Source organism: Corynebacterium phocae, assembly GCF_008693075.1.
In the GTDB taxonomy this organism is placed as follows: domain Bacteria; phylum Actinomycetota; class Actinomycetes; order Mycobacteriales; family Mycobacteriaceae; genus Corynebacterium; species Corynebacterium phocae.
The window spans coordinates 20859-44217 of sequence record NZ_VXKJ01000002.1; the positions used below are offsets into that span (position 1 = coordinate 20859).

20 protein-coding genes are annotated in these 23359 nt (G+C 59.0%); 13 read left to right on the forward strand and 7 right to left on the reverse strand.

The window, feature by feature from the left end:
* The first annotated feature begins 53 nt into the window (after positions 1 to 53).
* Genes F4V58_RS00090 through F4V58_RS00105 form a run of 4 tightly spaced genes read left to right on the forward strand, consistent with a single transcriptional unit; the run spans position 54 to position 1861 of the window.
* A complete protein-coding gene (locus F4V58_RS00090) occupies positions 54 to 887 on the forward strand; it encodes a VOC family protein (RefSeq protein ID WP_075732312.1) in 834 nt (277 codons plus the stop codon).
* The gene (locus F4V58_RS00095; RefSeq protein ID WP_245803002.1) at positions 865 to 1188 is read left to right on the forward strand and encodes an MGMT family protein; all 324 of its coding nucleotides are present in this window, start codon (positions 865 to 867) and stop codon (positions 1186 to 1188) included. The genes F4V58_RS00090 and F4V58_RS00095 overlap by 23 nt, the downstream gene beginning before the upstream one ends.
* Entirely contained in the window at positions 1185 to 1538 is a 354-nt protein-coding gene (locus F4V58_RS00100; RefSeq protein ID WP_075732316.1) for a DMT family transporter, read from the forward strand. Before F4V58_RS00095 ends, F4V58_RS00100 begins: the two co-directional genes overlap by 4 nt.
* Positions 1535 to 1861, forward strand: a complete 327-nt coding sequence (locus F4V58_RS00105) for a DMT family transporter (protein WP_150385639.1) — start codon at positions 1535 to 1537, stop codon at positions 1859 to 1861. Before F4V58_RS00100 ends, F4V58_RS00105 begins: the two co-directional genes overlap by 4 nt.
* On the opposite strand, the gene budA is transcribed toward F4V58_RS00105, so the two are convergent.
* Positions 1862 to 2578, reverse strand: coding sequence for an acetolactate decarboxylase (gene budA / locus F4V58_RS00110; RefSeq protein WP_075736298.1), 717 nt, complete (start codon positions 2576 to 2578; stop codon positions 1862 to 1864).
* Positions 2579 to 2877: 299 nt separating this feature from the next.
* Here budA and F4V58_RS00115 point away from each other — a divergent pair, with 299 nt between their 5' ends.
* The 3 genes from F4V58_RS00115 to F4V58_RS12635 all read left to right on the forward strand — a co-directional run bounded on the left by F4V58_RS00115 (position 2878) and on the right by F4V58_RS12635 (position 10282).
* A complete protein-coding gene (locus tag F4V58_RS00115) occupies positions 2878 to 5232 on the forward strand; it encodes an HtaA domain-containing protein (RefSeq protein ID WP_075732318.1) in 2355 nt (784 codons plus the stop codon).
* A gap of 21 nt (positions 5233 to 5253) precedes the next feature.
* The gene (locus tag F4V58_RS00120; protein ID WP_075732320.1) at positions 5254 to 6381 is read left to right on the forward strand and encodes a hypothetical protein; all 1128 of its coding nucleotides are present in this window, start codon (positions 5254 to 5256) and stop codon (positions 6379 to 6381) included.
* Positions 6382 to 6451: 70 nt separating this feature from the next.
* Positions 6452 to 10282, forward strand: a complete 3831-nt coding sequence (locus F4V58_RS12635) for a hypothetical protein (RefSeq protein ID WP_211272759.1) — start codon at positions 6452 to 6454, stop codon at positions 10280 to 10282.
* A 70-nt stretch (positions 10283 to 10352) separates the two neighbouring features.
* On the opposite strand, the gene F4V58_RS00135 is transcribed toward F4V58_RS12635, so the two are convergent.
* On the reverse strand, positions 10353 to 11201 hold the full coding sequence (locus F4V58_RS00135) for a PrsW family intramembrane metalloprotease (RefSeq protein WP_075732322.1): 849 nt from the start codon (positions 11199 to 11201) through the stop codon (positions 10353 to 10355).
* Positions 11198 to 11809, reverse strand: a complete 612-nt coding sequence (locus F4V58_RS00140; RefSeq protein ID WP_075732324.1) for a hypothetical protein — start codon at positions 11807 to 11809, stop codon at positions 11198 to 11200. Before F4V58_RS00140 ends, F4V58_RS00135 begins: the two co-directional genes overlap by 4 nt.
* Before the next feature lie 32 nt (positions 11810 to 11841).
* Between F4V58_RS00140 and F4V58_RS00145 the strand changes: the two genes are divergently transcribed.
* Complete coding sequence (locus F4V58_RS00145) at positions 11842 to 13758, forward strand: M13 family metallopeptidase (protein ID WP_075732326.1); 1917 nt, start codon at positions 11842 to 11844, stop codon at positions 13756 to 13758.
* A 5-nt stretch (positions 13759 to 13763) separates the two neighbouring features.
* On the opposite strand, the gene F4V58_RS00150 is transcribed toward F4V58_RS00145, so the two are convergent.
* Together F4V58_RS00150 and F4V58_RS00155 are read right to left on the reverse strand one after the other, a co-directional pair.
* The gene (locus F4V58_RS00150; RefSeq protein ID WP_084559795.1) at positions 13764 to 14696 is read right to left on the reverse strand and encodes a BsuBI/PstI family type II restriction endonuclease; all 933 of its coding nucleotides are present in this window, start codon (positions 14694 to 14696) and stop codon (positions 13764 to 13766) included.
* Between the two features lie 18 nt (positions 14697 to 14714).
* On the reverse strand, positions 14715 to 16184 hold the full coding sequence (locus F4V58_RS00155) for an Eco57I restriction-modification methylase domain-containing protein (protein WP_075732330.1): 1470 nt from the start codon (positions 16182 to 16184) through the stop codon (positions 14715 to 14717).
* 115 nt (positions 16185 to 16299) lie between these two features.
* Between F4V58_RS00155 and F4V58_RS00160 the strand changes: the two genes are divergently transcribed.
* Positions 16300 to 17145: an alpha/beta hydrolase gene (locus tag F4V58_RS00160; RefSeq protein ID WP_075732332.1), complete on the forward strand. Its 846-nt coding sequence runs from the start codon at positions 16300 to 16302 to the stop codon at positions 17143 to 17145.
* Here F4V58_RS00160 and F4V58_RS00165 read toward each other — a convergent pair.
* On the reverse strand, positions 17126 to 17533 hold the full coding sequence (locus F4V58_RS00165) for a GtrA family protein (RefSeq protein ID WP_075732334.1): 408 nt from the start codon (positions 17531 to 17533) through the stop codon (positions 17126 to 17128). The genes F4V58_RS00160 and F4V58_RS00165 overlap by 20 nt on opposite strands.
* 14 nt (positions 17534 to 17547) lie before the next feature.
* On the reverse strand, positions 17548 to 18411 hold the full coding sequence (locus F4V58_RS00170) for an IS1096 element passenger TnpR family protein (protein ID WP_075732336.1): 864 nt from the start codon (positions 18409 to 18411) through the stop codon (positions 17548 to 17550).
* Between the two features lie 76 nt (positions 18412 to 18487).
* Between F4V58_RS00170 and F4V58_RS00175 the strand changes: the two genes are divergently transcribed.
* The 4 genes from F4V58_RS00175 (at position 18488) to F4V58_RS00190 (ending at position 23175) form a co-directional block, all read left to right on the forward strand.
* Complete coding sequence (locus tag F4V58_RS00175; protein WP_075732338.1) at positions 18488 to 18766, forward strand: hypothetical protein; 279 nt, start codon at positions 18488 to 18490, stop codon at positions 18764 to 18766.
* Positions 18767 to 18825: 59 nt separating this feature from the next.
* A complete protein-coding gene (dprE1, locus tag F4V58_RS00180; protein WP_075732340.1) occupies positions 18826 to 20241 on the forward strand; it encodes a decaprenylphosphoryl-beta-D-ribose oxidase in 1416 nt (471 codons plus the stop codon).
* 20 nt (positions 20242 to 20261) lie between these two features.
* Entirely contained in the window at positions 20262 to 21020 is a 759-nt protein-coding gene (dprE2, locus tag F4V58_RS00185; RefSeq protein WP_075732342.1) for a decaprenylphospho-beta-D-erythro-pentofuranosid-2-ulose 2-reductase, read from the forward strand.
* A 124-nt stretch (positions 21021 to 21144) separates the two neighbouring features.
* A complete protein-coding gene (locus tag F4V58_RS00190) occupies positions 21145 to 23175 on the forward strand; it encodes a galactan 5-O-arabinofuranosyltransferase (RefSeq protein WP_084559611.1) in 2031 nt (676 codons plus the stop codon).
* Positions 23176 to 23359: the final 184 nt, after the last annotated feature.

The following is a 23359-nucleotide window of genomic DNA, read 5'->3' on the forward strand; positions in this document are numbered from 1 at the left end:
TAAAGCCCGCGTTGGTGGGACAATAGGGAAAACCACGAATCAAAGGAGCCACCATGCCCGCTTTTGAAGCCGAAGTAGGAATGCCGTACTGGATTGACCTGACCACCTCAGACGCGGATGCCTCCGCGCGCTTTTATACCGAGGTCCTGGGCTGGGAAGCTGAGGAAGGCGCAGAAGGCGCTGGTTACCGCCTCATGCGCATCCAGGGTCTGCCCGTGGCCGGGCTCATCCCGCAGCCGGAGGACTCTAAGACCCCGGACACGTGGGTGACTTATTTCTTATCCCGCAACGTGGATGAGGACCTGGCCAAGGCTGAGAAGCTGGGCGGGCGCACCCTGGCCAAGCCGCAGCAGGTGGACCATGGTCTCATGGCGCTATGCGCTGATCCCACGGGCGGGCTGTTTGGCCTGATTGAGCCCAGTGGCCCGGATAAGTTCATTGCCGCCGGGGAGCCCGGCACCGCCGTGTGGCACGAGCTCAGCGTCACGCGGGATTTTCAGCAGGCCCTGGATTTCTACGGTGAGCTTTTCAATTGGGAGCTGCGCACGGTGGAAGGTACAGGTGAGGGCTTCGAGTACGCCACCGCGGAGGAAGACGGCGCGGCCTTTGCCGGTTTTTGGAACGCCGCCGGCCGTTTCCCGGAGGGCGTGGGCAGCTTCTGGCAGACCTTCCTAGGGGTGCGTGATGCCGATGCCGCCGCGCAGAAAGCCCTCGAACTAGGCGGCCAGCTCATCCAGGAGCCCATGGAGTCGCCCTTCGGGCGACTGACCGTGGTGGCGGACTCCACCGGCGCCACCGTCACCCTGGTGGAAGTGGAAGACGCCCCGGAAGAAGACCCCCGCGAGTCGGATGACCTATTTGGCCTTGAGCTCCCCGAAGACAACTAACCAGCAAGCCGCAGTGGAGGCCGTGCGCCGCGTGGTGGGGCTCGTGCCGCCCGGTAACGTCACCACCTACGGCGAGGTGGCCAAGGTGGCCGGCGTGGGCCCACGCTACGTGGGCTGGGTTATGCGCACACACGGCGCTGACCTGCCGTGGTGGCGGGTGGTCCGTGCGGACGGCACTACGCACGACCCCGCCCGCGCGCTGCCGCGCTGGGATGAAGAGGGCATCGGCGCCAGTGGTGCCAAGGCTGTGCTGTCGCTGCACGGCCTGGACGCCCGGGACTTGAAAGGACTTACCGGATGAAAGCGTGGGCATTCCTGCTCTGTGCTATCGCGGCGGAGGTGACTGCTTCGCTGAGCTTGAAGGGGGCCATCGGCGCCCCATGGCTCTACCTCGTGGTGGTGGCCGGCTACTGCGCGTCTTTTGCCTGCCTGTATATGGTCCTGCGCGCCGGGATGGGCGTTGGCACGGCCTACGGCATTTGGGGCGCGGTGGGCGTGGTGGCCACGGCCTGCCTGGCGTACGTTATCTTCGGGGAATCCATGACCGTGCAGATGGTGGCTGGCATGGTGGTCATCATCGCGGGCGTGGTGTGCGTGGAGCTGGGATCCCCTGACCCAGAACCTTTGGAAGAGGAGGTGCTAGACCTATGATGTGGCTCTACCTCGTAGGGGCAATCTTGTGTGAGGTCGCCGCCACACTGGGTCTGCGCGCGGCCGCCGGAACCGGCAAACGCGCCTGGTTTATCCCCGTGGGCGGGGGATACGTGCTGTCTTTCTTCCTGCTCAGCCTGTCCCTGCGCGCCGGGATGCCGCTGGGGGTGTCCTACGGAATCTGGACAGCCACCGGCGTGGCGCTCACGGCGGTTATGGCCGCCGCGCTGTTCGCGGAGCGTTTCACGCGCCTGAAAATCCTGGGCGTGGCCCTTATCATCGTGGGCGTAGTGCTGGTGGAGACGGGAATTCCCGGCCACTAGCTACTGGTGCTCCACCTTCTTGATGTCTTCGCTGAAATCCCGGTCCAGGTCCGCCTGGCTAAATTCCGGGGTCAGTGGCAGCCGCAATTTAAGGTCGGTGCACAGGCACAGCTCCACCGTGGCTTCTACCAGCTCGAAGTCCACCAGGTGGCCGCCCCATGTGCGGTCTTCGTTGATGACGTGCGCGTGGCAGCCGGCCACCGAAATCCCGGACTCGTACAGCGGAGTACGGAACCCGCCCACCGTGCCGGTGAAATTCTCCAGCCGCACCACGTCCTCGTTCTCGGTTGCCTCCACCATGGGGCGGTAGGGGCGGCGTTGCTGTTCCACCGTGCGCGCGCTGGCCCAGGCGAACCGCCCCCGGACGCGGAGCGCGTACATGTAATTGGAGCTGAACTGGATTTCATCTACCGCAGCGGAAAACTCATCCCGGGTCATGGGGCCGGTGAACTGGCGGGTGATGTGGGGGACAAAGTTAGTCACCACCGCGTACGGCGTCTTCTCCTCAAGCCCCGGCTGGGTGACCGCGCCATCGGAGCGCAGCCGGTAACACACCCCATCTAAAATCATCATTTCCCCGTCTAGACCGTTGAAAGTACCAAGCCCGAAGGAGCCGTGGCCAAGTAGTTCTCCCAAAGTCATATCGTCGTCATAGACGCCCTGGGTGAGTGCGGAAATAAGACTGGTTTGAAAGATTTGGTGGCGTGTTACCTGCATAGCGCTTAGTGTAGTCCAATTGCCCCGGCGGTTTTCCATCCACCTGGGTGTACTAAATGGGGGCATCCTTTCGTTTCCCGAGGGTAATCTACATCACGTTGGTTCCAATTTTTTAATTGAGGACTTATGTCAATGCGCTGGCGCTTTTCATCTTGTGGGATCAAAATGATGCTTCTGTATGGCCTTCCAGAAGTTAAGGCTACCCAAAGTGAGGCAACCCTAAACTATTATAGAAAGCTGTCAGTATTAACGCGCCCTGTAAATTTCCTGCCGGCGCTCTAAAAGATGGAGAAGAACTCTTGGCTTCTGCTTTCCCAAAGTCCCGTACCGCAGTCCTTGCAATTACCGCAGCACTATTTTCTGGAACCGTAGCAGCGCCCACCGCTGTTGCTGAAGAAGGTGACCACCTGTTCTGGGGCATCCGCGCCTCCTTCAACGAGTACGTGGGCGGACACACCTGGGTCGGAGACGGCGCTGAACCCGCCACCCTCAACGACACCATCGGGTTTAACTTCAAGCTCCGCGAGCAAACCTACGACAAGGAAACCAAGCGCCTTGAAGCCCAGTTTGATGGCAAGGTCATCTACAAGCAGTACTGCGATGGCCAAAGCGGCAACGACCCGGAGTACAAGCTCAAGCACTGGTGCGCGCTGGACCTGACCATGGAAAACCCCCGCGTAGTCATTGACGATGACCAGCCCAGCTACCTGGAAGCTACCGTCAAATCCCGGCAGTACTCCACCGGCCAGTTCTACCAGCCGGAAGAGCCGGTAAAGATTGTCAACCTCTACCCCCAGGCCGGTACCTATAACCAGGACGGCAACAAGATCAATTGGTCTGAAATCCCCTCCACCATCACCCACGAGGGCAACCTCATGATGTCCAACTTCTACGAGCCGGACGAGGGAATGGATCCAGTCCACCTCACCTACCACGGTGAGGGCGAAAACATCACTTCCAATGACGTCTTGCGCACCCACCCCACCTACTGGGACTCCCCGGAAGACTTTGATAAAACCAGCCGCCTGTTTGACACCGGCGACTCCATCATCACCAGCGTCGCGGGGAAAGGTATCTACCTGCTGTCTGCCGATCTCAAGGAAATTGACTTCCTAGAAAGCGATATTGACCGCTACGGTGCCGCAGCATACGACGCCAAAACCAAGACCTTCTACTACGCCAACAATAAGAGCGATAAGCTCATGGCCGTTCCTGTCACCGTGGCTGGCCTGGGTGAACCCAAGGTAGTTACCTCTGGTCACGGCGAAATCCTGGCCCTTGGCGCGCACCCCAAGACCGGTGCGGTGGTAGCCATCACGCAGGACCCCAGTGAGGGGATCAAGGCGATGGCCGATGAGAAGCCTGCTCGCATGATTAGCCTTGTCAATGGTGAAGCACGTGTGGTTGAACTGCCGGGTTCCAACGATTTGCTTGGTGTGCAGCTTGGCGAATATTCGCCCACCGCCTACCGCTTTGGGTTTGACAATGATCAGATCCGCGAAATGCTGCCCATGGACGACGGCACCTTCGTCTTCGTTCCAAGCTCTAATCCCAGCGATGCGGAAGAAGGGAAAGAAATCCATGACGTCATGGTGTCCATCAAGCCGGATGCTACCGAGGGTGCTGATGCCGCCAAATACATGCCGGGATCCCGCCACGACCAAACTACTTACTACGGCCAGGTCATCACCAACGGCAAGCGTATTATCCGGGCTAACGCACTGCCTGGGGAAGATACGTCTTACGCGGAGATGTTGGAATACAACGACCGCGACGTGGAAATCAAGGTCGCTCATAAGCTCTTGGAGCAAGCCCCGGGCTGGGGTGGTGGCACCTTTGACACCGATGGCACGGCAGTCTACCTGAGCGGTATGACCGGCAAGCTGACCTGGATTAATCCGGAGACCTTCGAGATCACTAAGACTGCCGCCGTTCCGGACGGTCGCGGAGTTGAAGAGCACGCGCACGGCCCGGTTATTGCCCGTAAAGACGGCACCATCTACACGCCTACCCTCAACCGCGGCCGCGGGGATTACCGCGAGCACTACGTTCTGCGTCGTCTGATCAACCTGAGCACCTTTGTGCCTTCCGAAAATGCCGGAAAGGGTATTGAGGAGCTCAAGAAGCTGGCGGCCGTTGAGCTAGCAAAGCGCAAGGTCGAACAGGCTGAGAAGAAGGTTCAGGAAGCTGAGGCCGCTGGTGACAGTGCAGCCGTGGAGACCGCGAAGGCCGCGCTTGCCGATGCCCGGAAGGAACTGTCCACCGCCAAGTGCGAGCTTGACCCCGATGATTGCGACGGCTCAGATACCGGTGGAACGATGCCGTCTTCCCCGGCTCCCGCTCCAGCGCCGAGCATGCCCGCTCCAGCACCGTCTCCAGCGCCGTCTGACCCGGCTCCGGCCCCAGCGCCGAGCATGCCCGCTCCAGCGCCGTCTTCCCCTGCTCCGGCACCGAGCATGCCCGCTCCCGCACCGAGCGAAAAGCCAAAAGACAACAGCTCAATCGCTGATAAGGACCAAAATAAGGCCCTGGCCTACGGCTTCGGCGCAGCGTTTGGTGCATTCGGCATCCTCGGCATGATTGTGGCACTTGCGCTTGGCCCGCTGAAGGCGTTCATCTTCAACTCTCCGTTCAAGCATCTCCTCGGTCTCTAATTCTGTAGAAGGAAAAATATTATGACTTACCGCTTTGGCCCCAAAGCAATCGCTATCGCCGCTAGCCTGGCGGTGGCAACTGCCACCGCAACCATCCCGGCAACTGTTCCGGTCGCGGCGGCGGTTGGTGAAACCAACGACGCCATGCCCCATGGCCTCTACGTTCAACCTTCCCCGGAAGGAGAGGAATTCTGGAAGGAATTCAAGACTTTCCAAACTATCTCCCTGGCACGCCACACCTTCCACACGGCAGCTCGCAAGGCGCGCTACGACCTTGATGCCCCTGATGAGTACTACAGGACGCTTTATGACGTCCACGAGCGGTCGGAGTACGCGTGCTACATCGCCAAAGCGCGCATGGGTCTGGCTTTGCTCAAGTACGAGGGTAACGAGGCAGCTCAGGGTATTGACACCGCAAAGGTCGGCCTTGACCTAGCTGAGTCTGAAAAGGCTTACCCTCTGCTCAAGGAAGCGGAGAGTGAGGCCTTCAAGATGGCTCTAGCTTCCGATGACAGTGACCCCCACCGCAAGGCTAAGAACTACCGCCATCAGGTATTCCAAGAAGGCAGCGGCAAGCTCAATGATTACATCCAAATCCTAAAGGGCGAGGATAAGCGGGCTTTGCTTGAGTACGACCCATACGCGGTAATCGATTGGGGAATCCCGGAGGGCTGGTTTGAAAAGGCCGTCGAGGTCGTTGATCCGACTCCGGAAGCGCTGGCACTCACAGTGACCAAAGCAGACGGTGACTACGTTGATTTGAAGAAGCTTGTCGCTGATTCCGCAGCGAACAAAGAAAGCCTGGATGAAGCCATCAGTGCGATGAAACCAGGCGACGGTCACGGACATGGCCACGGCCATGGAACTCCTCCTGCCGACTCAGATGAGCCCAAGCAGGAAGAGCCCAAGGTCGAGGATCCTAAGCAGGAGGATCCTAATGTCGAGGACCCCAAGCAAGAAGATCCTAAGCAGGAGGATCCCAAGCAGGAAGATCCTAAGCCTGAAACGGGAAGCATGAAGGAAATCCTCGGCTCCCACGAGATCGTGTTGCTCCTCGGCTCCCTCTTGGGAAGCCTCGGGCTGGTGTCACTGCTAGTTAGTGCCGCGCAACGTGGATTCGCTCGTTTCCACTTCCCAGCTGGCTTCTAACAGCTAAATCTATCTCTTCTTAGCGGGGCCCACGGTCCCGCTTCCATAAAAACAAAGAAAAGGAACATTTATGTCCTCTCGAATAAGCGCACGTGCGCTGGCGTTGACCACTGGTCTCGCCATAGCTTCTACCTCCATCGTCGTCCCGCAGTTTATGGGTAACGTCCCCTCAGTTTCCGCTGCCACGATATCCAATGAGGATTTGGAGAAGTACACTTTTGTTAAGTCCGAGAACCGGAATGAAGATTTCATCGCGGATTTCAAGCGTTATGAAGCTGTGGCTCTTATGCGCGAGGTATATCACGAAGCTACCAAGAATAACTATTACAGCGGCGAGGGAATTACTCCTGCCATGAGGACGGCTGCTGAGCGTGAACTGCAGATTGCTGATGCTCGTCAAGCGATTCTGCTTCTTGCCCTTGAAGGCAACAAGGATGCTCAGAAGATCGATGTCACCAAGATTGGTAAAGAACGGCAGACTATTGAGACCGCTAAGCGGCTTATTGATGCAGCGAAGTCGGAATTTAGCAAGTTCAGTGATGTTCCGAATGAGGAACATCGCGGTTACGTCTTTGATCGTGCATCAGATGGTCTCGATATTTGGCTAAACGCAGATGAAACTAATGGACAAAATTCCTACTACGGAACCCCTATCGATGATGAGCCCTTCGCAGTATACGACCATGGTATCAATGAGGAGAGGTTCATTACCGAGACTATGGAAAAGATTGCCCCTCCAGTGGACCTCGAGGTGGTAAAAGCAGCCGCCAATGGCGATTTCGATAACGGCGAGTTGGCTTCAGCTGTAGCTGCTAACAAGACAAAGCTGGATGAGGCATATGGTGCGCAAGAATCCACCACCGCTCCAGAGCCATCAGAGTCGGAGACCGTTACCCCTGGAAATCCAGGATCCGACGAGGAATGTGTGCCTACAGGTGCTGGCACATCACCGTCTGAGCTGAGCGCCCCCGACCGTATCGCAGTTGCTGAAAACGCTCAGATTGACAAGGCTTTCCTACCGGAATTCAAAAAGTTTGAAGCTGTGTCATTCGCACGCGAACTGTACAAGAAGGCTTACGATAAGGACTATTATTCTCCAGATTCCTCGTGGCCCTATGTTCGCGCTGATGATCGTGAGCTATCCGGTAAGTATGCGAGTCTGGCCCAAGCACGTCAGGCTCTGGCGCTGTTGGCATACGAAGGAAACGCCGAGGCCAAGGAGTTGAACCTCGAAAAGGTTGCCGTTGATGCCAACACCACAGTAAAGGCGGAAGAAATCCTGAGTCCTGCTGCGGCGGATGCCCGTAGCGCGTACTGGGAATCGAATAGTCCGTTGACGGAGCGCCGACATGAGGTGTTCTCCAATGGTCTAGACGCGCTGAAGACATGGAATGCAGCTGGCGCGGGTGCCGCGTTAAAGGATAATCCGTTCAGCGTCATTAATCTGGGTGTTGACCAGAAGTACGTTGACCAGGCGAAGCAGGAGCTAGAGGTGCCAGCAGAGGCTGAGAACCTTTCGGTTGCTGTGAAAGAGTCGGACGGCTCTATTGATGATTCAAAGATTGGCGAGGTTGCGGCTGCTAACAAGAAAGCGTTGACTAATGCTTTCGGTGGCGTTCCTTGTGAGGGCTCGGAGCCAGCTCCGGAGGAACCAGCAGGCCCTAATCAGCCGGTAGACGATGACTCGCTTTACTACGCCGAAGAAGATGAGCGTATTTGGGTGACTCCAGATGATGCCAAGCAGGCTTACCGGTCGGACTTCAAGACTTTCGAGGCTATCGCGGATCTACGTGAGGCCTATGCTAACGCCGTCCAGAAAGCGAATAAGGACGACAGTCTGCAGGCAGCTGAGAGGTTGAGCCAGCGGGAAGCTGATCTAGCGTACTCTCGCTTGGCTCTAGCCATCCTGAAGATGGAGGGTTTCGAGGAGGACGTCTACGATATTGACGCTACTGCTTTCACCTCCAACATTGATCAGGCGGAGAAGACGCTCGTTCTGTTGAAGAAGTATGAAGATAAGGCCAAGAGATTGGTCAACCTGATCCAGTTTAATCCTGCTAGTCCTAAGCAAGCGGAGAAAAAGCGCCGCGCGGAGGTGTTCGAGGTTGCGGTGAGGGCCTTGGAAAAGCAGATTGATGATTTGAAGGCTGGTGATGGCAACGAACTTAAAGATGCGCCGTTTGCTGTTGTTGACCGTGGCACCACGCCGGAGTCGTTGACTGAAGCTCTGAAACAGGTCTTGCCGCCGGTTGCGGCTAAGCAGCTGAAGGTATCCTCCCCTGCGCAAACTTCAGACGCCGATGCCGTCTCTAACGCGTCTGCACTCGAGGCCGCTTTCGGCCCGCTCGGCACCGAGGCAGAGGAGCCTTCTACTCCTGAGTCTTCTACGCCTGAGTCTTCTACGCCTGAGTCCTCTACGCCCGAGTCGCCTGCTCCGTCGCCTGAGCCTTCTACGCCTGAGTCCTCAACTCCTGAGTCTTCTACGCCTGAGTCCTCTACGCCCGAGTCGCCTGCTCCGTCTCCTGAGCCTTCCTCTCCCGAGTCCTCAACCCCTGAGCCTTCTACTCCTGAGTCCTCAACCCCTGAGCCTTCTACTCCTGAGTCCTCAACCCCTGAGCCTTCTACGCCTGAAACTTCCACTCCTGAGTCCGACGACACTGATGATGAGTGCGTTCCTGCTGACAGCGCTGCTGAGTTGAGTGCTCCGGACCGTATCGCGGTTGCTGAGGGCGCTCAGGTCAACGACGCGTTCTTGGCTGAGTTCAAGAAGTTTGAAGCAGTGTCATTTGCCCGGGAAATCATCGCTTTGGCGTTTGAGAAAGATTACTTGGACCCGAAGACCCCTTACCCGTACCCACTTGCTAACCAACGTGCGAAGGCTGATGAGTATGCTGCTCTATCCAATGCTCGCCAGGCACTAGCGTTGCTGGCGTACGAGGGTAATGCGGAGGCGCAGGCTTTGGATGTGTCTAAGATTGGGCACGACGCCGATGTCACCGCTAAAGCGCAGGAGCTTCTGCAGACCCCTGCCGATGAGGCCCGTCGCAGGGCGCTTTCGGAAAACAATGACCAGACGGAGCGTCGATACCAGGTCTTTTCTCAGGGACTAGATGCGCTAAAGGCATGGAATGGTGCTGATGAAGGGGCTGCGCTGAAGGATCCGGTATTCGGTGTTGTCAACCTTGGCGTGGCGGAGAAGTTCGTTACCAAGGCCAAAGATGAGATCAAGGCACCGGCAGAAGCTGAAAGCCTAGTTGTCACCGCCGTTGGAGACGATAAGTCTGTGGATGAGGATCAGTTCGCAGCGGACTCCAAGGCAAACAAGGGCAAGTTGGACAAGGCCTTTGAGCCGGAGATCTGCGAGTCGCCGTCGCCTGAGCCTTCCGCTCCGGAGACCAGCACTCCCGAGCCTTCTACTCCTGAGACCAGCACTCCAGAGTCTTCTACTCCTGAGACCAGCACTCCAGAGTCTTCCACTCCCGAGCCTTCCGCTCCGGAAACCACGACTCCGGAGGCGTCTGCTCCTGAGTCCAGCACTCCAGAGTCTTCCACTCCGGAGACCACCACTCCGGAGGCGTCTGCTCCTGAGACCAGCACTCCAGAGTCTTCCGCTCCTGAGACCTCAACTCCCGAGGCGTCTGCTCCTGAGACCACCACTCCGGAGACCACCACTCCTAAGCCTTCGACCCCTGAAGATCCAGCGGACAAGCCGGATTTCCACGATGAAATCAAGGAGTACCAACTCCCCATCATCCTTGGGTCGATTATCGGTTCCATCGGTGCCATCGGCCTGGGAATCGTCCTGCTGAAGACAATGTTTGGCGGCATCTTGAACGGTACTGGCTTTGCCGGTGGCGTGATGAGGCTGCCGCAGCTGATTGCCAGCTTCTTCCGCCGTTAAGCCTTTAAGGCGCTAAAACCCGCCGCCGTCAAACCTCATGGAGGTTGACCGCGGCGGGTTTTCGTATGCCCTAGCCCGGATACACGTTGGTGGTCGTAGCCACGGAGTATCCAGGATCCTGCGCGGCTAACTTGTGCGCGCGGATAATCAGCCAGATGAGGGTGGGGTAGAGCAGTACGGCGGACGCCACCAGCGTGATGATGTTGAGGTTTATCGACAACCCGCCGTAGTTCCACAGGAAGTGGCATATAAACGCCAGCGTCAGCCAGCCCAGCGCGTAGACCACGCGGCGCAGCCGGGACCAGCCGGCCGCGTACAGCGCCCAGCCAATTCCCCAACCGGCCAGCGCGGTGAAACCGATGTGCAAAAACGGCCCGATGACCAGCCTTTGCCCCCAAGTTACCCAGAACCCGGTCCAGTCTGAAACCGGGTCTAAAAACGCGCCGAAGCTGCCGTAGAGGAAATTCTCGTGGGTTTCAAAGCCCAGGCCCACAATCATGCCTACCACCATGGCGTGCCACGGCCGGTTGAGGTGCCTAAAAGACAAGCAGACGATAAGCACGCCGAGCGCCTTGGAGATTTCTTCCGGCCACGCGCCGCCGAAGGAGGCTAGGGAGTCATCCCAGCCCACGTAGTCAGCTAGGTGGACAATGCCTTCGCCGCCGGTGAGGACCAGCAGGAGACTGGTGCCGCTGCCCCAGATGAGCGCGGCGGCCACCCAGCCGCGCGACCGGCCGTTGGGCCAGATGCGCATGCGTGAGACGCCCCAGACCACTACCACGGCGTAGAGAATGGTCAGCACCAGCCCGACGCTGCTGAGCGTGGGCGCTATCAGGAGGCTGGGCACCTGGATAAACAGCGCGGAGATGCCGCCGAGTACCAAGGAAATCCACATAATGACGCGGGCGGTGGTGCTCATAGCGAAATCCTTTCGGTCTGTTTCTGGTCAAAGGCGCCGATGCCCTCCCGCGCCCGTTCGGGCAGCTTCTCACCGGTAGCAGCCTGCCAAATGGGGGCGGCGACGGCGGTGGTGGCATCGGCGGAGCCGGTTACGGTGAGGACGTAGTAGTCGTCCGCGTATTCGCCCTCCCCGCGGATGGCGATGGCCGCGGCCCGCAATTCAGGGTCGGTGAGCAGGACTCCGCGCCCGGCGGTGATTGGCTCCTGGCCGGCCAGGTAGGTGTCTATGTTGGGAATTTGCAGCCCGTTGTTGAGATTCTCGAAGCGCAGGGCGCGGCGTAGCAGGAGCACTTCATCGTCGATGTCGGTATAGGCGTTCATCTTCACCGTGGCCTGGCCGCAGTCCCACTCCGCCATGGAGCCTAAGGCGGCGCTGGATTCGCAGTTAAGCTCGGGGATTTCCTCCTGGAAGTCCAGGATGTCCAGGACTACGGGCTCGGTCACCCGCACGCTTTCAGGAAGCGCTGCGTAGATGAAGTTGGGTCCGCACAATATGACGGCGGCAAAGACCGACACCCCGGCCAGTAGGCCACCCACCTTGCGCGGTTGTAAACGATATTCAGGCATGGACCCCACTCTAGCTACTAAGGTAGGAGGGCATGAAAGACTTATATCAATTTGTCAATGGCCCTTGGTTGGAAACTCACGTGATTCCGGAAGATCGCGGCGCGGACGGAACGTTCTACGCGCTGCGCGATGAGGCGGAAGAGATGGTGCACGAGCTGGTCAAGGAAGATGACGGCCGGCCGGGTAAGTTGTACCGCTCCTTCATGGACGTGGAGAAAATTAACGCGGCGGGCACGGCTCCGCTGGAGGAAGACTTTGCCAAGCTAGCGGTAGAGGATGCTACGCAGTTCGCGCGCGTGCTGGGCGAGCTGGACCGTACTGGCGTGGGCGCGCCGGTGGGGCTCTACGTTGCTAAGGCATCGGATTCTGAGGACGCGGTGGCCTACCTGGTGCAGTCTGGGTTGGGTTTGCCGGATGAGGCCTACTACCGGGATGAAGGCCACGCGCAGATTTTGGAGGAGTACCAGGCGCACGTGAAGCGCATGTTGGGGTATCTGGATCCGGCGCGGTTGTTTGGCCTGCCGGTGGGCGCTGCCGCCCAGCGGATTGTGGAGTTGGAAAAGGAGCTGGCTGCAGGCCATTGGGATGTGGTGGCCTCGCGTGACGCGGTGAAGACCAACAACCCCACCGAGTTCGGGGACCTGCCGGCTAAGGTCCAGGAGATGCTGCGCGGTATGCGCGTTCCGGAGGCACGCGTGATTGTCAGCCAGCCTTCCTTCTTGGATCACCTGGATGGCCTTCTCACCGATGACCGTTTGGCGGACTGGCAGCTGTGGGCCACCTGGCACATTCTGCAGGCCCACGCGGCGCACCTGACGGAGGAGATCTCCAAGGCCAACTTTGAGTTCTACGGCACCGCGCTCACGGGCGCCACGGAGCAGCGTGACCGCTGGAAGCGCGCCCTGGGCTTTGCCGGCTTTGTGGGCCAGGAGATTGGCCAGCGCTACGTGGACCAGCACTTCCCGGCTTCCCACAAGGAAGAGATGTTGGAGTTGGTGGATTACCTTACGGACGCCTACCGTTCCCGCATTTCCACGCTGGAGTGGATGACGGAGGACACCCGCAAGCGCGCCTTGGAGAAGCTGGAGAAGTTCACCGCCAAGATTGGCTACCCGGACACGTGGAAGGACTACGGGGACTTGTCTTTCACTGATGACGTGGTGGACAATGCGCGTGCCGGCCATGCCTGGAGCCATGACTATGAGGTGGCCAAGCTTGGCAAGCCCGCGGACCGCTCGGAGTGGTTTGCCACCCCGCAGACGGTCAATGCTTTTTACAACCCCACGGTCAACGACATCACGTTCCCGGCGGCCATCTTGCGCCCACCGTTTTATGACGCGCAGGCCGATGCCGCTGAAAACTTCGGCGCCATCGGGGCGGTCATTGGGCACGAGATTGGCCACGGCTTTGATGACCAGGGTTCGCAGTACGACGGCACGGGCAACTTGAATTCCTGGTGGACTGATGCGGACCGTGCTGCGTTCGAGGAGCTGACTAAGAAACTGGTGGGCCAGTTCCAGGGCAAGATACCAAGCGTGCTGGCCGGTACAGATTCCCCGGGTGTCAACGGCGCGTTCACCCTGGGGGAGAACATCGGTGACCTGGGCGGGCTGGGCATTGCCGTTGTGGCGTACAAGAAGTACTGCGCCGACAAGGGCTTGGACCCGCTGGGCCAGCTGGCGCCGTTTAACGCTGAGGGGGCCCAGCCGGAACTAGCGGAGCAAGAGTGGAACGGCCTGCAGCGTTTCTTCCTGGCGTGGGCGCGCGTGTGGCGCACTGCCATCCGCCCGGAGCTGGCCGCGCAATACTTGGCCGTGGATCCGCACTCGCCGGGGGAGCTGCGCTGCAACCTCATTGCCGGGAACGTGGCGGAGCTCTACGAGGCCTTTGATGTGCCGGAGGACTCCCCGATGTACATTGCGCCGGAAGACCGCGTAACCATCTGGTAGGCCGCTTAATACGGCCCGAGGAAACGGCTGCCGTTCAGGTGGATCATGTGGGTGGGTTCTTCGGCCACCCACACCTCCGTTTCCCAGGCGAGATCCGGCAAGAACTTGCGCAGGGTTCTTTTATCGGGGAAGCAGCTGATGAGGACCAGGCCCGCAGAGGAACCTTTGAATAGGTCGTGGAGTTCGCGGTAGCGGCTGTGATCAATCGGGCCGTGAGTGGTGGCTGCCTCCATAAGGAACAGCCAGTTTCGATTTCTGTCTAGAACAACCAAATCGGGAAATTTACCATGGGGATCTAGGTGAATTCCTAGAGAATGGAGGGTTTCCTCTTCGTAGATGACTAATTTCTGGTCAGCGTCACCTATATAGAGAACTTCTCCGTCCTTGATGAAATGCGGACAGAATACTTCCACCATCTCTTTGATGAGCTGGTTTTGTCCTCCTGCCTTGAGAGACTGTCTGGAACCGCTGGGAAATACGATGTCAAATCGTTCGAGCTCGCGGGCAGCTTTCTGCAGCTCAATCTGGGTCAAAGACTGGGCTAAATAGGCCGCAACGTACTCCTCCCAATTAGGATCTAGGAAGTGCCGCAGCACGGGAAGTGCAGAGTCGGAGAGGCGATAATTATTTTTCGAGGAATTCGTCGGTCTAGCTGGGTCGTCGTCATTAGATAGGCAAAAACCAACCTCTACGAACTGCTTTAATACGAAACGGCGGACGGATTCCCTTGAATTCTCCGCGATGGGGTAGTCGAGCCTTTCGCGCATAAAGTCCATTATTGCGCGCACACCCATGCGATCATTCGTGGCTTGGTCCCAAGGGGTTTGTTCACTCACGTTGGCTAAAGCTAGCAACGTGCGGCAAGCTAGGGCGTTGGTTCTTTTGGCGTCGAAACCCAGCGCTGTGAGGATTTCTCGGGCCTGATCAAGCTTTTTCACTACTTTAACTTTCTTCAATTAGCTTTCGCCTAGTGATTTGAATACTTGTTCGATGGCATCTTCCGCTTCCATGTTGGACCTTGCCATGGCTTGGAGCTGCGCGACCGAGGGGTAGGGGAGCATTCTCAGGTCTGTGGCGTTGACCTGAGTGTGTCCAGAAAATAGTCGGAAAAAATGATCGATTCGGTCGCTGTTTAGCCAGATGCACAATCCCTTGGCGGTATCTAGATTCATGCCATGGCCCCCAGAGTGAAAGAAATTGACTTTGTTATCCAAGGCGGTGAAAGTGTCCGCCTGCCAAACGGCAGCGGTGATTCGTCGGAATTCTTCTTTGGAGCTGAATCTTTTTACTAGAACATAGTTGCCGGGAGGGATAAGTTTCTTGTCTTCGCCGGCCTGTGTGGGTTCAAACCATTGCGGTTTTTTTAAATTTACCTGGGGATGATGGATGGTTTCGCGACTGAAATTGGCCGGGTAAATTAAAGGTACCGACCGCGGCGATGGTTGGGAGAAGGTCTGTTCCCGGCTCCGAAAGTCGATCACCTTTCCCGTTGACACGGTGAAAGGAAGATCACTTATGGTGGAGGTAGCTCGTGAAAGCCACTGCAACACCTGCTCGTCGCGGTTGCTTGTGGGAACAAATATGACATTTCCACTAAACACGGACGAGAATGCCACTTTTCTTACAGAAGTAGGATCATTGGCAGCGTGAGAGGTGGAGATAGCGATTTCAGAGACAGGGGTGGGATCTGCGACTGTGCGGGTGATGATGGTTTCCTGCAAAATTTTGGTATCTGCGAAAACCTTCCGGCGAGATTCGAATGTATGGATATCAGTGATTTGTCCGGTTGAGGTGAGGAAGTTTCTAAATGCGGCGAAGTATGGACCGTTGTACCAAGAGCGAGGTGTGATTGAAATCATTGCCCCGCCGGGCTTTAGTAGCTTGTGAGCTAGTGCCATAAATGCGGCATAGATGTTAGGAACATGAATGCCCAGTTTTTTTAACTCCTGTGAACGCCGGTCGCTTGCTGGGAGCTTTGAATATGGGGGATTTTGAATGCATAAGTCGAACCTGTTGGTCTGTGGCTCTGCAAAAATGCCATGTGCGCTTATGCCGAGGTCTATGAAGTCTTCTTTTTTAATTTCGAAAGTGAAGTTGCCGTGGGTTCTAGCGCAGTCCTCAAGTGTTACCCGCAGCTGAGGTAGTTGAGCACTCTCTTTCTCAACGGCAGTGACGTGAACCGGAACGCCGGGCGCAACTTTGCCCAGGCGGGCAGTAACAGCGGCCGTCAAAATACCGGTGCCCGCGCCGGGATCCAGGAGCTTGATGGAACCCAACTGGGGGTTTTCCGGGACCAGCATCCGCGCCATTAGCTCCGCTACGGGCGCGGGCGTGAAGAACTGCTCGGAGACTCCTAGGTTTTCAATGCCAATGGAGTTGAGGGCGTCTACCCTCTGCTTTTCCGAACGTTGCAGTAATGAGCTCATGTAGATCCTTTGAGATCCGGGGGAATTTTTAGACCAGGATACCGTGACCCCTGGACAGACCTCCGGACCGACCTCCGGCCCCGGATGTCGGGGGTAGGCCGCTAGACTGTGGGGCATGGAAAATAACGTGCCCCACCGCCCCCTAGAAGACGGCCAGACCTGGGAGATTGGCGGCCAAGACCGCCAACTTTCCCAGGATGAGCAGCTAGATCAGCTCTACTCCTACTTGGAGGCCTATTACCCGCTGCCGGATTTCCGGCCGCCGTGGAAGGGTGGGGGCTCGCCGGAGGCGGACCGCTATTGCGCGTTGCTGCCCGACCGGATTGTGCAGGCCGCCATGCTGCTGTTGGGCACCGCAGTGGACCACTCTCTGCCGGGCGTGGCCTATACCGCGGGGATCACGGTGAGCGAGCACCCTCGCGGCGCGGTGTTCACGCCGTCTGAGCCCACCGGCAAGTACGCCGTGTCGCTGCATTCTGGGGGCTGGTGGCGCGGGGACGGCCAAGCGCTGGAGATGCAGTGGCGCCCGGAGGTGGCGGCGGCGGCGGAACTTTCTGGCACCACCATCGTGGACGTGGATTACCCGCTGGCGCCGGAGCACACCGTGGCGGACATGGTGGCCGTGGTGCAAGAAGTGGTGGATTCCCTGCCGGGGCCGGTGACGGTGTGGGGCTATTCCTCCGGCGCGGCGCTGGCCGCGTTGGTGCGGGCAGAGTCTTACGTGTTGACCTTCCCGGACTTCGGGGCGCTGGCAGGGCTGCCGGATAAACTCCGCGCCGGCTACCAGCTGCCGGAGACCTTGCCCCATTGCCTTATCCAAACCGCCACGCGCGACGAGGTGGCCGCCCCAGTCAAGCTGGCCGGCGCTAGCTACGCGGAATACGTCTCCACGCACCGGATATCCACGCCGGCGGTGGCGCGGGAGCGGATTAAGGACACAGCTAATTTTTTGGCGTCTTGAAAATAAAGGCGCGCTGGATAGCAAAGTTGGTGACGGTGGCCACGCCTTGGGCGATGACAAAGGAAATGGTGTCTTTGACGGTTCCCTCAAAACCTAGGGAGATAAGCGGGGCGTTAGTGACCCAGTAGAGGAAGTTCTGCACCGCGAAGGTGGAGATGTACAACAACGCCACCGCGGCTGCTGTCTTGCCGGTCACCTTGGCGTTGAACGTCCACCGCGCGTTGGCTAGGTAGGCGGCAATGGTGCCAAACACCCAGCCCACGGCCTTGGCCCCGGATCTGTGCAGGCCCAGGTGGGTGAGGGCAAGCGTGAGGCCAAAGTCAATCACGGCGGCCAGCACTCCCACACCGATGAAACGTGTGAGCTGGGTTTTAAGCGTATTGTTCACGGGGTACAAGCCTACTACTTGCGCAACAGCGCGCGGTAGATTTCCAGACGGTCCACAGGTGCCTTGCGCGCCGGGCCACACGCGCCGATGCCCCTTAAGTCCCGGTAGGAGCCAGCGATAAGCTCCAGCGCTTGGTGGCTTTTCAACGCCGATCCGTCTTCGTTGGTCCAGCCCAGGGCCTCCAGCACGGTTTCAAACACGGAGTTGGTCAGTTCTTCTTCCCCCATGCAGGTCAACGCCAAGACATAGGCCCAGAAGATGTCCTGGGACTGCATGGTGACCTCGCGGGGTAAGCGCCGCAGGCAAGGGTCCGGGGCGGGGGCTGGCGCGCGGTCCAAGTCAACGGCCTGGAGTAAGGGGATGAAGTCAAATACTTTGGAGCGTTGCACAACGTCGCGGACTTCCGGGCGCGCCTGCGCGAGCACGCTGGTGATGGTGGAGGTGCCCGTGAGCCGCGCGTTGATGGCGGAGATGTCAAAGCTTTCCGTGAAGGACCCGGAGCCGCCCACGCACAGTGCGCGGGGAGTGTCCGCGTCCCGCGGGTAGCTGTCCGCGACCTGGATGTTGAAATCCCACAGGCCCCAGGTGTAGTCCACGGTATAGCCCGGCTTGGTGAGGTAGTCCTTGATGCGGCGGTGCGGGTCAATCCGGGCGCCGCGCGCGCCGTGGTGCTCGAAGAACCGCCACGGGGCGTTTTCATCGGTGAATCCGAAGCACACGGCTAGCACCCCGTGGAGTTCAGCGAAGGTCATTTCACTACTCACGCCCACGTGCCGGTGGACTTCGCCGTCCGCGCGGATGTTTGCGATCTGCAATAGGGCGGTGGACTGCCTGCGCAGTCTGGCCGTCTCAAGATCAATCACGTCTGGGGTGGTCATAAACCCCAGGGTAGTGATTTAGTGGTGCGCGCGCTGTGGCGGACACATCCTGTGCTTTAGCACTAGGCTGGAGGGCATGAAATCAAATAATGACGCTTACCTGACCCCGGCACAGCAGGCGGCCCAGGACCAACGCTTGGAAGAGGACCGGCGCCACGGTTCTTATGAGGCTACCCGGCACACTAATTTGCCGCTCGATGATTTCATGACGCGGTTGATGGCGGAGGAGATCCCCATGCTCGATTCCGTGTCGCGGCAGCGGGTGTATGACATTTTACACAGTTATCAGGGGCCGGAAATCACCTCGCAGGACCAGCTACCGGAAGAAATCATTGATTTAATGGATCTTCGATAACACTTTCCAGGCGAGTACGCTTGGATACTGAATTATCTGTCTACACAGAGAGAGAAAAGATGGAATTGCACATTAGTGAAAAAACCCTGACCGGCTGGGGGCGCACCGCGCCTACTACCGCGCAGGTTCTATCCACCCCAGACCTTGATGTCATCAAGACCGCCGTGGCCCGCGTGGCAGAAGACAACGCTGACAAGCCGGACCACCTCAAGCGCGGCGTTATTGCCCGCGGCATGGGCCGTTCCTACGGTGACCCGGCGCAAAACGCCGGCGGCCTGGTTATTGACATGCAAGAGTTCAATAAGATTCACTCCATTGACCCGGAGTCCGCGATTGTGGACGTGGACGGCGGCGTCACCCTGGACCAGCTGATGAAAGCTGCGCTGCCTTATGGCCTGTGGGTGCCGGTTTTGCCGGGCACGCGCCAGGTGACCATCGGCGGCGCTATCGGGCCGGACATTCACGGCAAGAACCACCACTCCGCCGGATCCTTCGGCGACCACGTGGTCTCCATGGACCTGCTAGTAGCCGACGGCCGCATCCTGCACCTCAAGCCAGAAGGCTCCGAGGATGACCCCAGCGGAGACATCTTCTGGGCCACCGTGGGCGGCATGGGGCTTACCGGCATCATCATCCGCGCGAAGATTCAGATGACCAAGACTGAAACCGCCTACTTCATCGCAGACGGTGACCTCACAGCCAACCTGGATGAAACCGTGGAGTTCCACTCCGATGGCTCAGAGAAGAACTACACCTACTCCTCCGCGTGGTTCGACGCGATTTCACCAGAGCCCAAGCTGGGACGCGCCGCCATCTCCCGCGGCTCCCTGGCCACGCTGGCGCAGCTAGAAGAACTTGCACCCAAGCTGGCCAAAGACCCGTTGAAGTTCAACGCCCCGCAGCTAGTGACCGTGCCGGACATCTTCCCCTCATTCACCATGAACAAGCTGTCCATGATGGCCATCGGTGAGTTGTGGTGGCTAAAGTCCGGAACCTACCGCGATCAGGTGCAAAACCTCACGCAGTTCTACCAGCCGCTGGACCTCATCGGGGAGTGGAACCGCGGCTACGGCTCCAAGGGCTTCCTGCAATACCAGTTCGTGGTCCCCATGGACGCCGTGGAACCCTTCAAGCAGATCATCCGCGATATCCAGAGCTCCGGCCACTACTCCGCGCTGAACGTGTTCAAGCTGTTCGGTGAAGGCAACCGCGCACCGCTGAGCTACCCCATGCCGGGGTGGAACGTCTGCGTAGACTTCCCCATCAAACCGGGCCTGGGGGCGTTCCTCGATGAGCTGGATAAGCGCGTCATGGAATTTGGCGGCCGCCTCTACCTGGCCAAGGAGTCACGTACCTCCGCAGAGAACTTCCACCAGATGTACCCAGAGATGGAAGGCTGGCTAAAGACCCGTAAAGAAATTGACCCCACTGGCGTCTTTGCCTCTGACATGTCCCGCCGCCTCGAGCTGCGCTAACCGAAAGGAACTTTTATCCCATGCTTAATGCAGTAGGACAAGCCCAAAATATTTTGCTACTTGGCGGCACCTCCGAAATCGGATTGGGGATTGCCAAGGAATTCCTCTCCCGTGGTGAAGCCCACGTGACGCTGGCTGCCCGCAAGGACTCCCCGCGCGTTGCAGACGCCAAGGCACAGCTGGAAGCTGCCGGTGGCGTAGTTGAGGTCCTAGAGTTTGACGCCACTGATTTCGATGCCCACAAAGAGGTCATTGACCTAGCCTTCGCCGTTGGAGACGTGGACGTAGCTATCGTTGCCTTCGGAACCCTGGGCGACCAAGAAGAGCTCTGGAAGGACCAGGCCAAGGCAGTTGCCTCCGCCCAAATCAACTTCACTGCGCCCGTGTCCCTGGGCGTGCTCCTGGGCCAGAAGTTTAAAAAGCAGGGCCACGGCACCATTGTGGCACTGTCCTCAGTGGCCGGCCAGCGCGTGCGCCGTTCCAACTTTGTCTACGGCGCCGCCAAGGCCGGAATGGACGGTTTCTTTGTCAACCTCGGTGAGGCACTGCGCGACTCCGGCGCCAAGGTGCTAGTTGTACGCCCCGGGCAGGTTCGCACCAAGATGTCCGCCGAGGCCGGCGAGGCCCCTCTCACCGTCAACGTCGAAGACGTGGCCAAGGCTACCTACGACGCCGTGGTTGATGGTAAAGAATCCATCTTTGTCCACCCGTTGTTTGAGTACGTCTCCCTGGCGTTCAAGTTCATTCCGCAGAAAATCTTCCGCAAACTGCCGTTCTAGGCAGTTATGGCTAGCCGCGCCGGTCCTTCCTGGCGCGGTTTGCGCGGTTTTCGGGGAAATTTTTCCGTTCCGGGACGGGCGCCTAAAACCGTGATTTCACTGTGGATATGGTTCACTGGAATACATGACTGAAGCAACCGAAGTTTCGCCGGCCTTAGCGCACGAACCGCGCCGGGGTTCAATCCTGCGCCCCAGCGTGCGCCCGGTGCCTTATGCGGCCGACCTCATCTCTGTACGCGCCGCACTCGCAGGTATTTTCGGGGCAGGCGTAGGTGCCTTTGTGACCACGCTCTTGGCGTGGATGATCCTGAAACAAACCTCCTTGCCGGCCTTTAGTACCTCCATGGTGACGCGGGCGCTGACCACGGTGGGAATAGTGGGCATCGTTATCGTAGCCATGGTGTTCTTGGGCTGGTGGCTGATGGATGAATACCTCGAAAGCCGCAACCGGCCGGTGCGCCGGCCCAAATGGCGGACGTACGCCACCTATCTGGTGGCCTACCTGGCCCCGGCCGCGCTGGTGGTGGCAGCTATTGGCATTCCGCTGTCCGCCACCCGGCTGTGGCTAGACGGCATCCAAATTGACCAGGTATTCCGCACCCAGTTCCTCACCCGCACCACGGAGCAAGGCGGCTACGCCGACATGAACTACCTGGGGCTTCCTTCTTACTACCCGCTGGGCTGGTTCTGGCTGGGCGGGCGGCTGGCTAACTTGCTGGGCATTCCCGGCTGGGCTATCTTCCAGCCCTGGGCGCTCATCTCCTTAGCCACCGCGGGTTCCATCCTGGTTCCCATCTGGCAAAGGCTCATTGGATCGCTGCCCATAGCCACCGCGCTGGCGTTGTTTACCACGGCAGCCACGTTGATGTTTGCCGCGGAAGAACCTTACTCTGCGGTCATTGCCATGGGGGTCCCGGCGGTGGCTGTGCTGGCCTCGCATGCCTTCCGGGGCTCGTGGGCGGCAACCATAGGCGTGCTGTTGTACCTGGGTATCTCCGCGACTTTCTACACCCTATTCACCGGCGTGGTGGCCATAACCATTGTTAGCTTGCTGGCCGTGGTGACCGCCGTCTACGGGCGCGTGTGGCTGCCCATCATCCGCCTGGTGATAATTGGCTGCGGCTCCCTGGCCATCGCTGCCATTGCGTGGGGGCCGTACCTCATCGCCGCCTCCAATGCCACCGCGCCGCTGGAGTCCGCCGCGCAACACTACCTACCGGCCGAGGGCACCCAAATCCCCGTGCCCTTCCTGGCTCCCAGCCTGGTAGGCATCATCTGCTTCATCGGCCTAGTCTTCCTGGTCCTGCGCTGGGCGGACCTGGACGTACGCGCGCTGGCGTGGGCCCTTGGTGGGGTGTACGGCTGGATAGTGGCGTCCATGGTCACCACCTTGGCCGGCACCACGCTGCTGGGCTTTCGTCTGGAAATCATCGTGGTGCTCATCCTGGGCACCGCCGGGATCCTGGGCATGGCCGAGGCCCGGCTGATGGGCGTGCACCTGCTTTACCCCGCGCGTTTCGATGTTCCCACAAACCGCGCTATCACCTGGGCATTCATCGTGGTGCTGTCCTTTGCGGGTGTTCACTTCGCGCAGGGAATCCCGGGCGAAAACGAGTCCGCCATTGACCACGCCTACTCCGACACCGACGGCTACGGCGAACGCGCTGACCGTTTCCCGGCAGATTCTTCTAAGTTTTACCCGGAGATAAATGAGTTCATTCATAGCCATGGTCTGACCCCCATCGGAACGGTCATTATGACCGATGAAAAGCAATTCCTGGCTTTCCACCCTTATCACGGGTTCAATGCTTATACCGCGCATTACGCCAACCCGCTGGGTGAGTTTAAGACCCGCAACGCGCAGATGGAGACGTGGGCTGAGCAATCCTGGAGCTCCACCCCGGAGGAATTCCTTGATGCCCTGGAGAGCGCGCCGTGGAAGGGGCCGGATGCCATTATTTTCCGTGGCTCCCTGGACGTGATGGATGAAAAAGATATCTCAAAGGGGGAGGGGTTTAAGATTCACCTGGCAGAAGACATCTACCCCAACTACCCGAACGTCCGTTACCGCGCGGTCTTTTACTCCCCGAAGGTGTTTGAAAAGGGCTGGGACCTCAAGCAGGTGGGCCCGTACGTGGTGGCGGTGCGGAAGTAACCCGCGCCGATGCCGCCCCGCCTCAACGCCCGCAGACCGGTTTCCCGGCTGCGGGCATACGTGTGTTCCACCGGCAGCGGGGTGTGCTGCGGTGGTGCGGGTTCCGCCGGGTGCGCGTTGGCGGTAGCCGGGCTGCGGGGCTCGGCCGGGCTGGGTGTGGGCGCCCGGGTGCGACTGCGCGGGG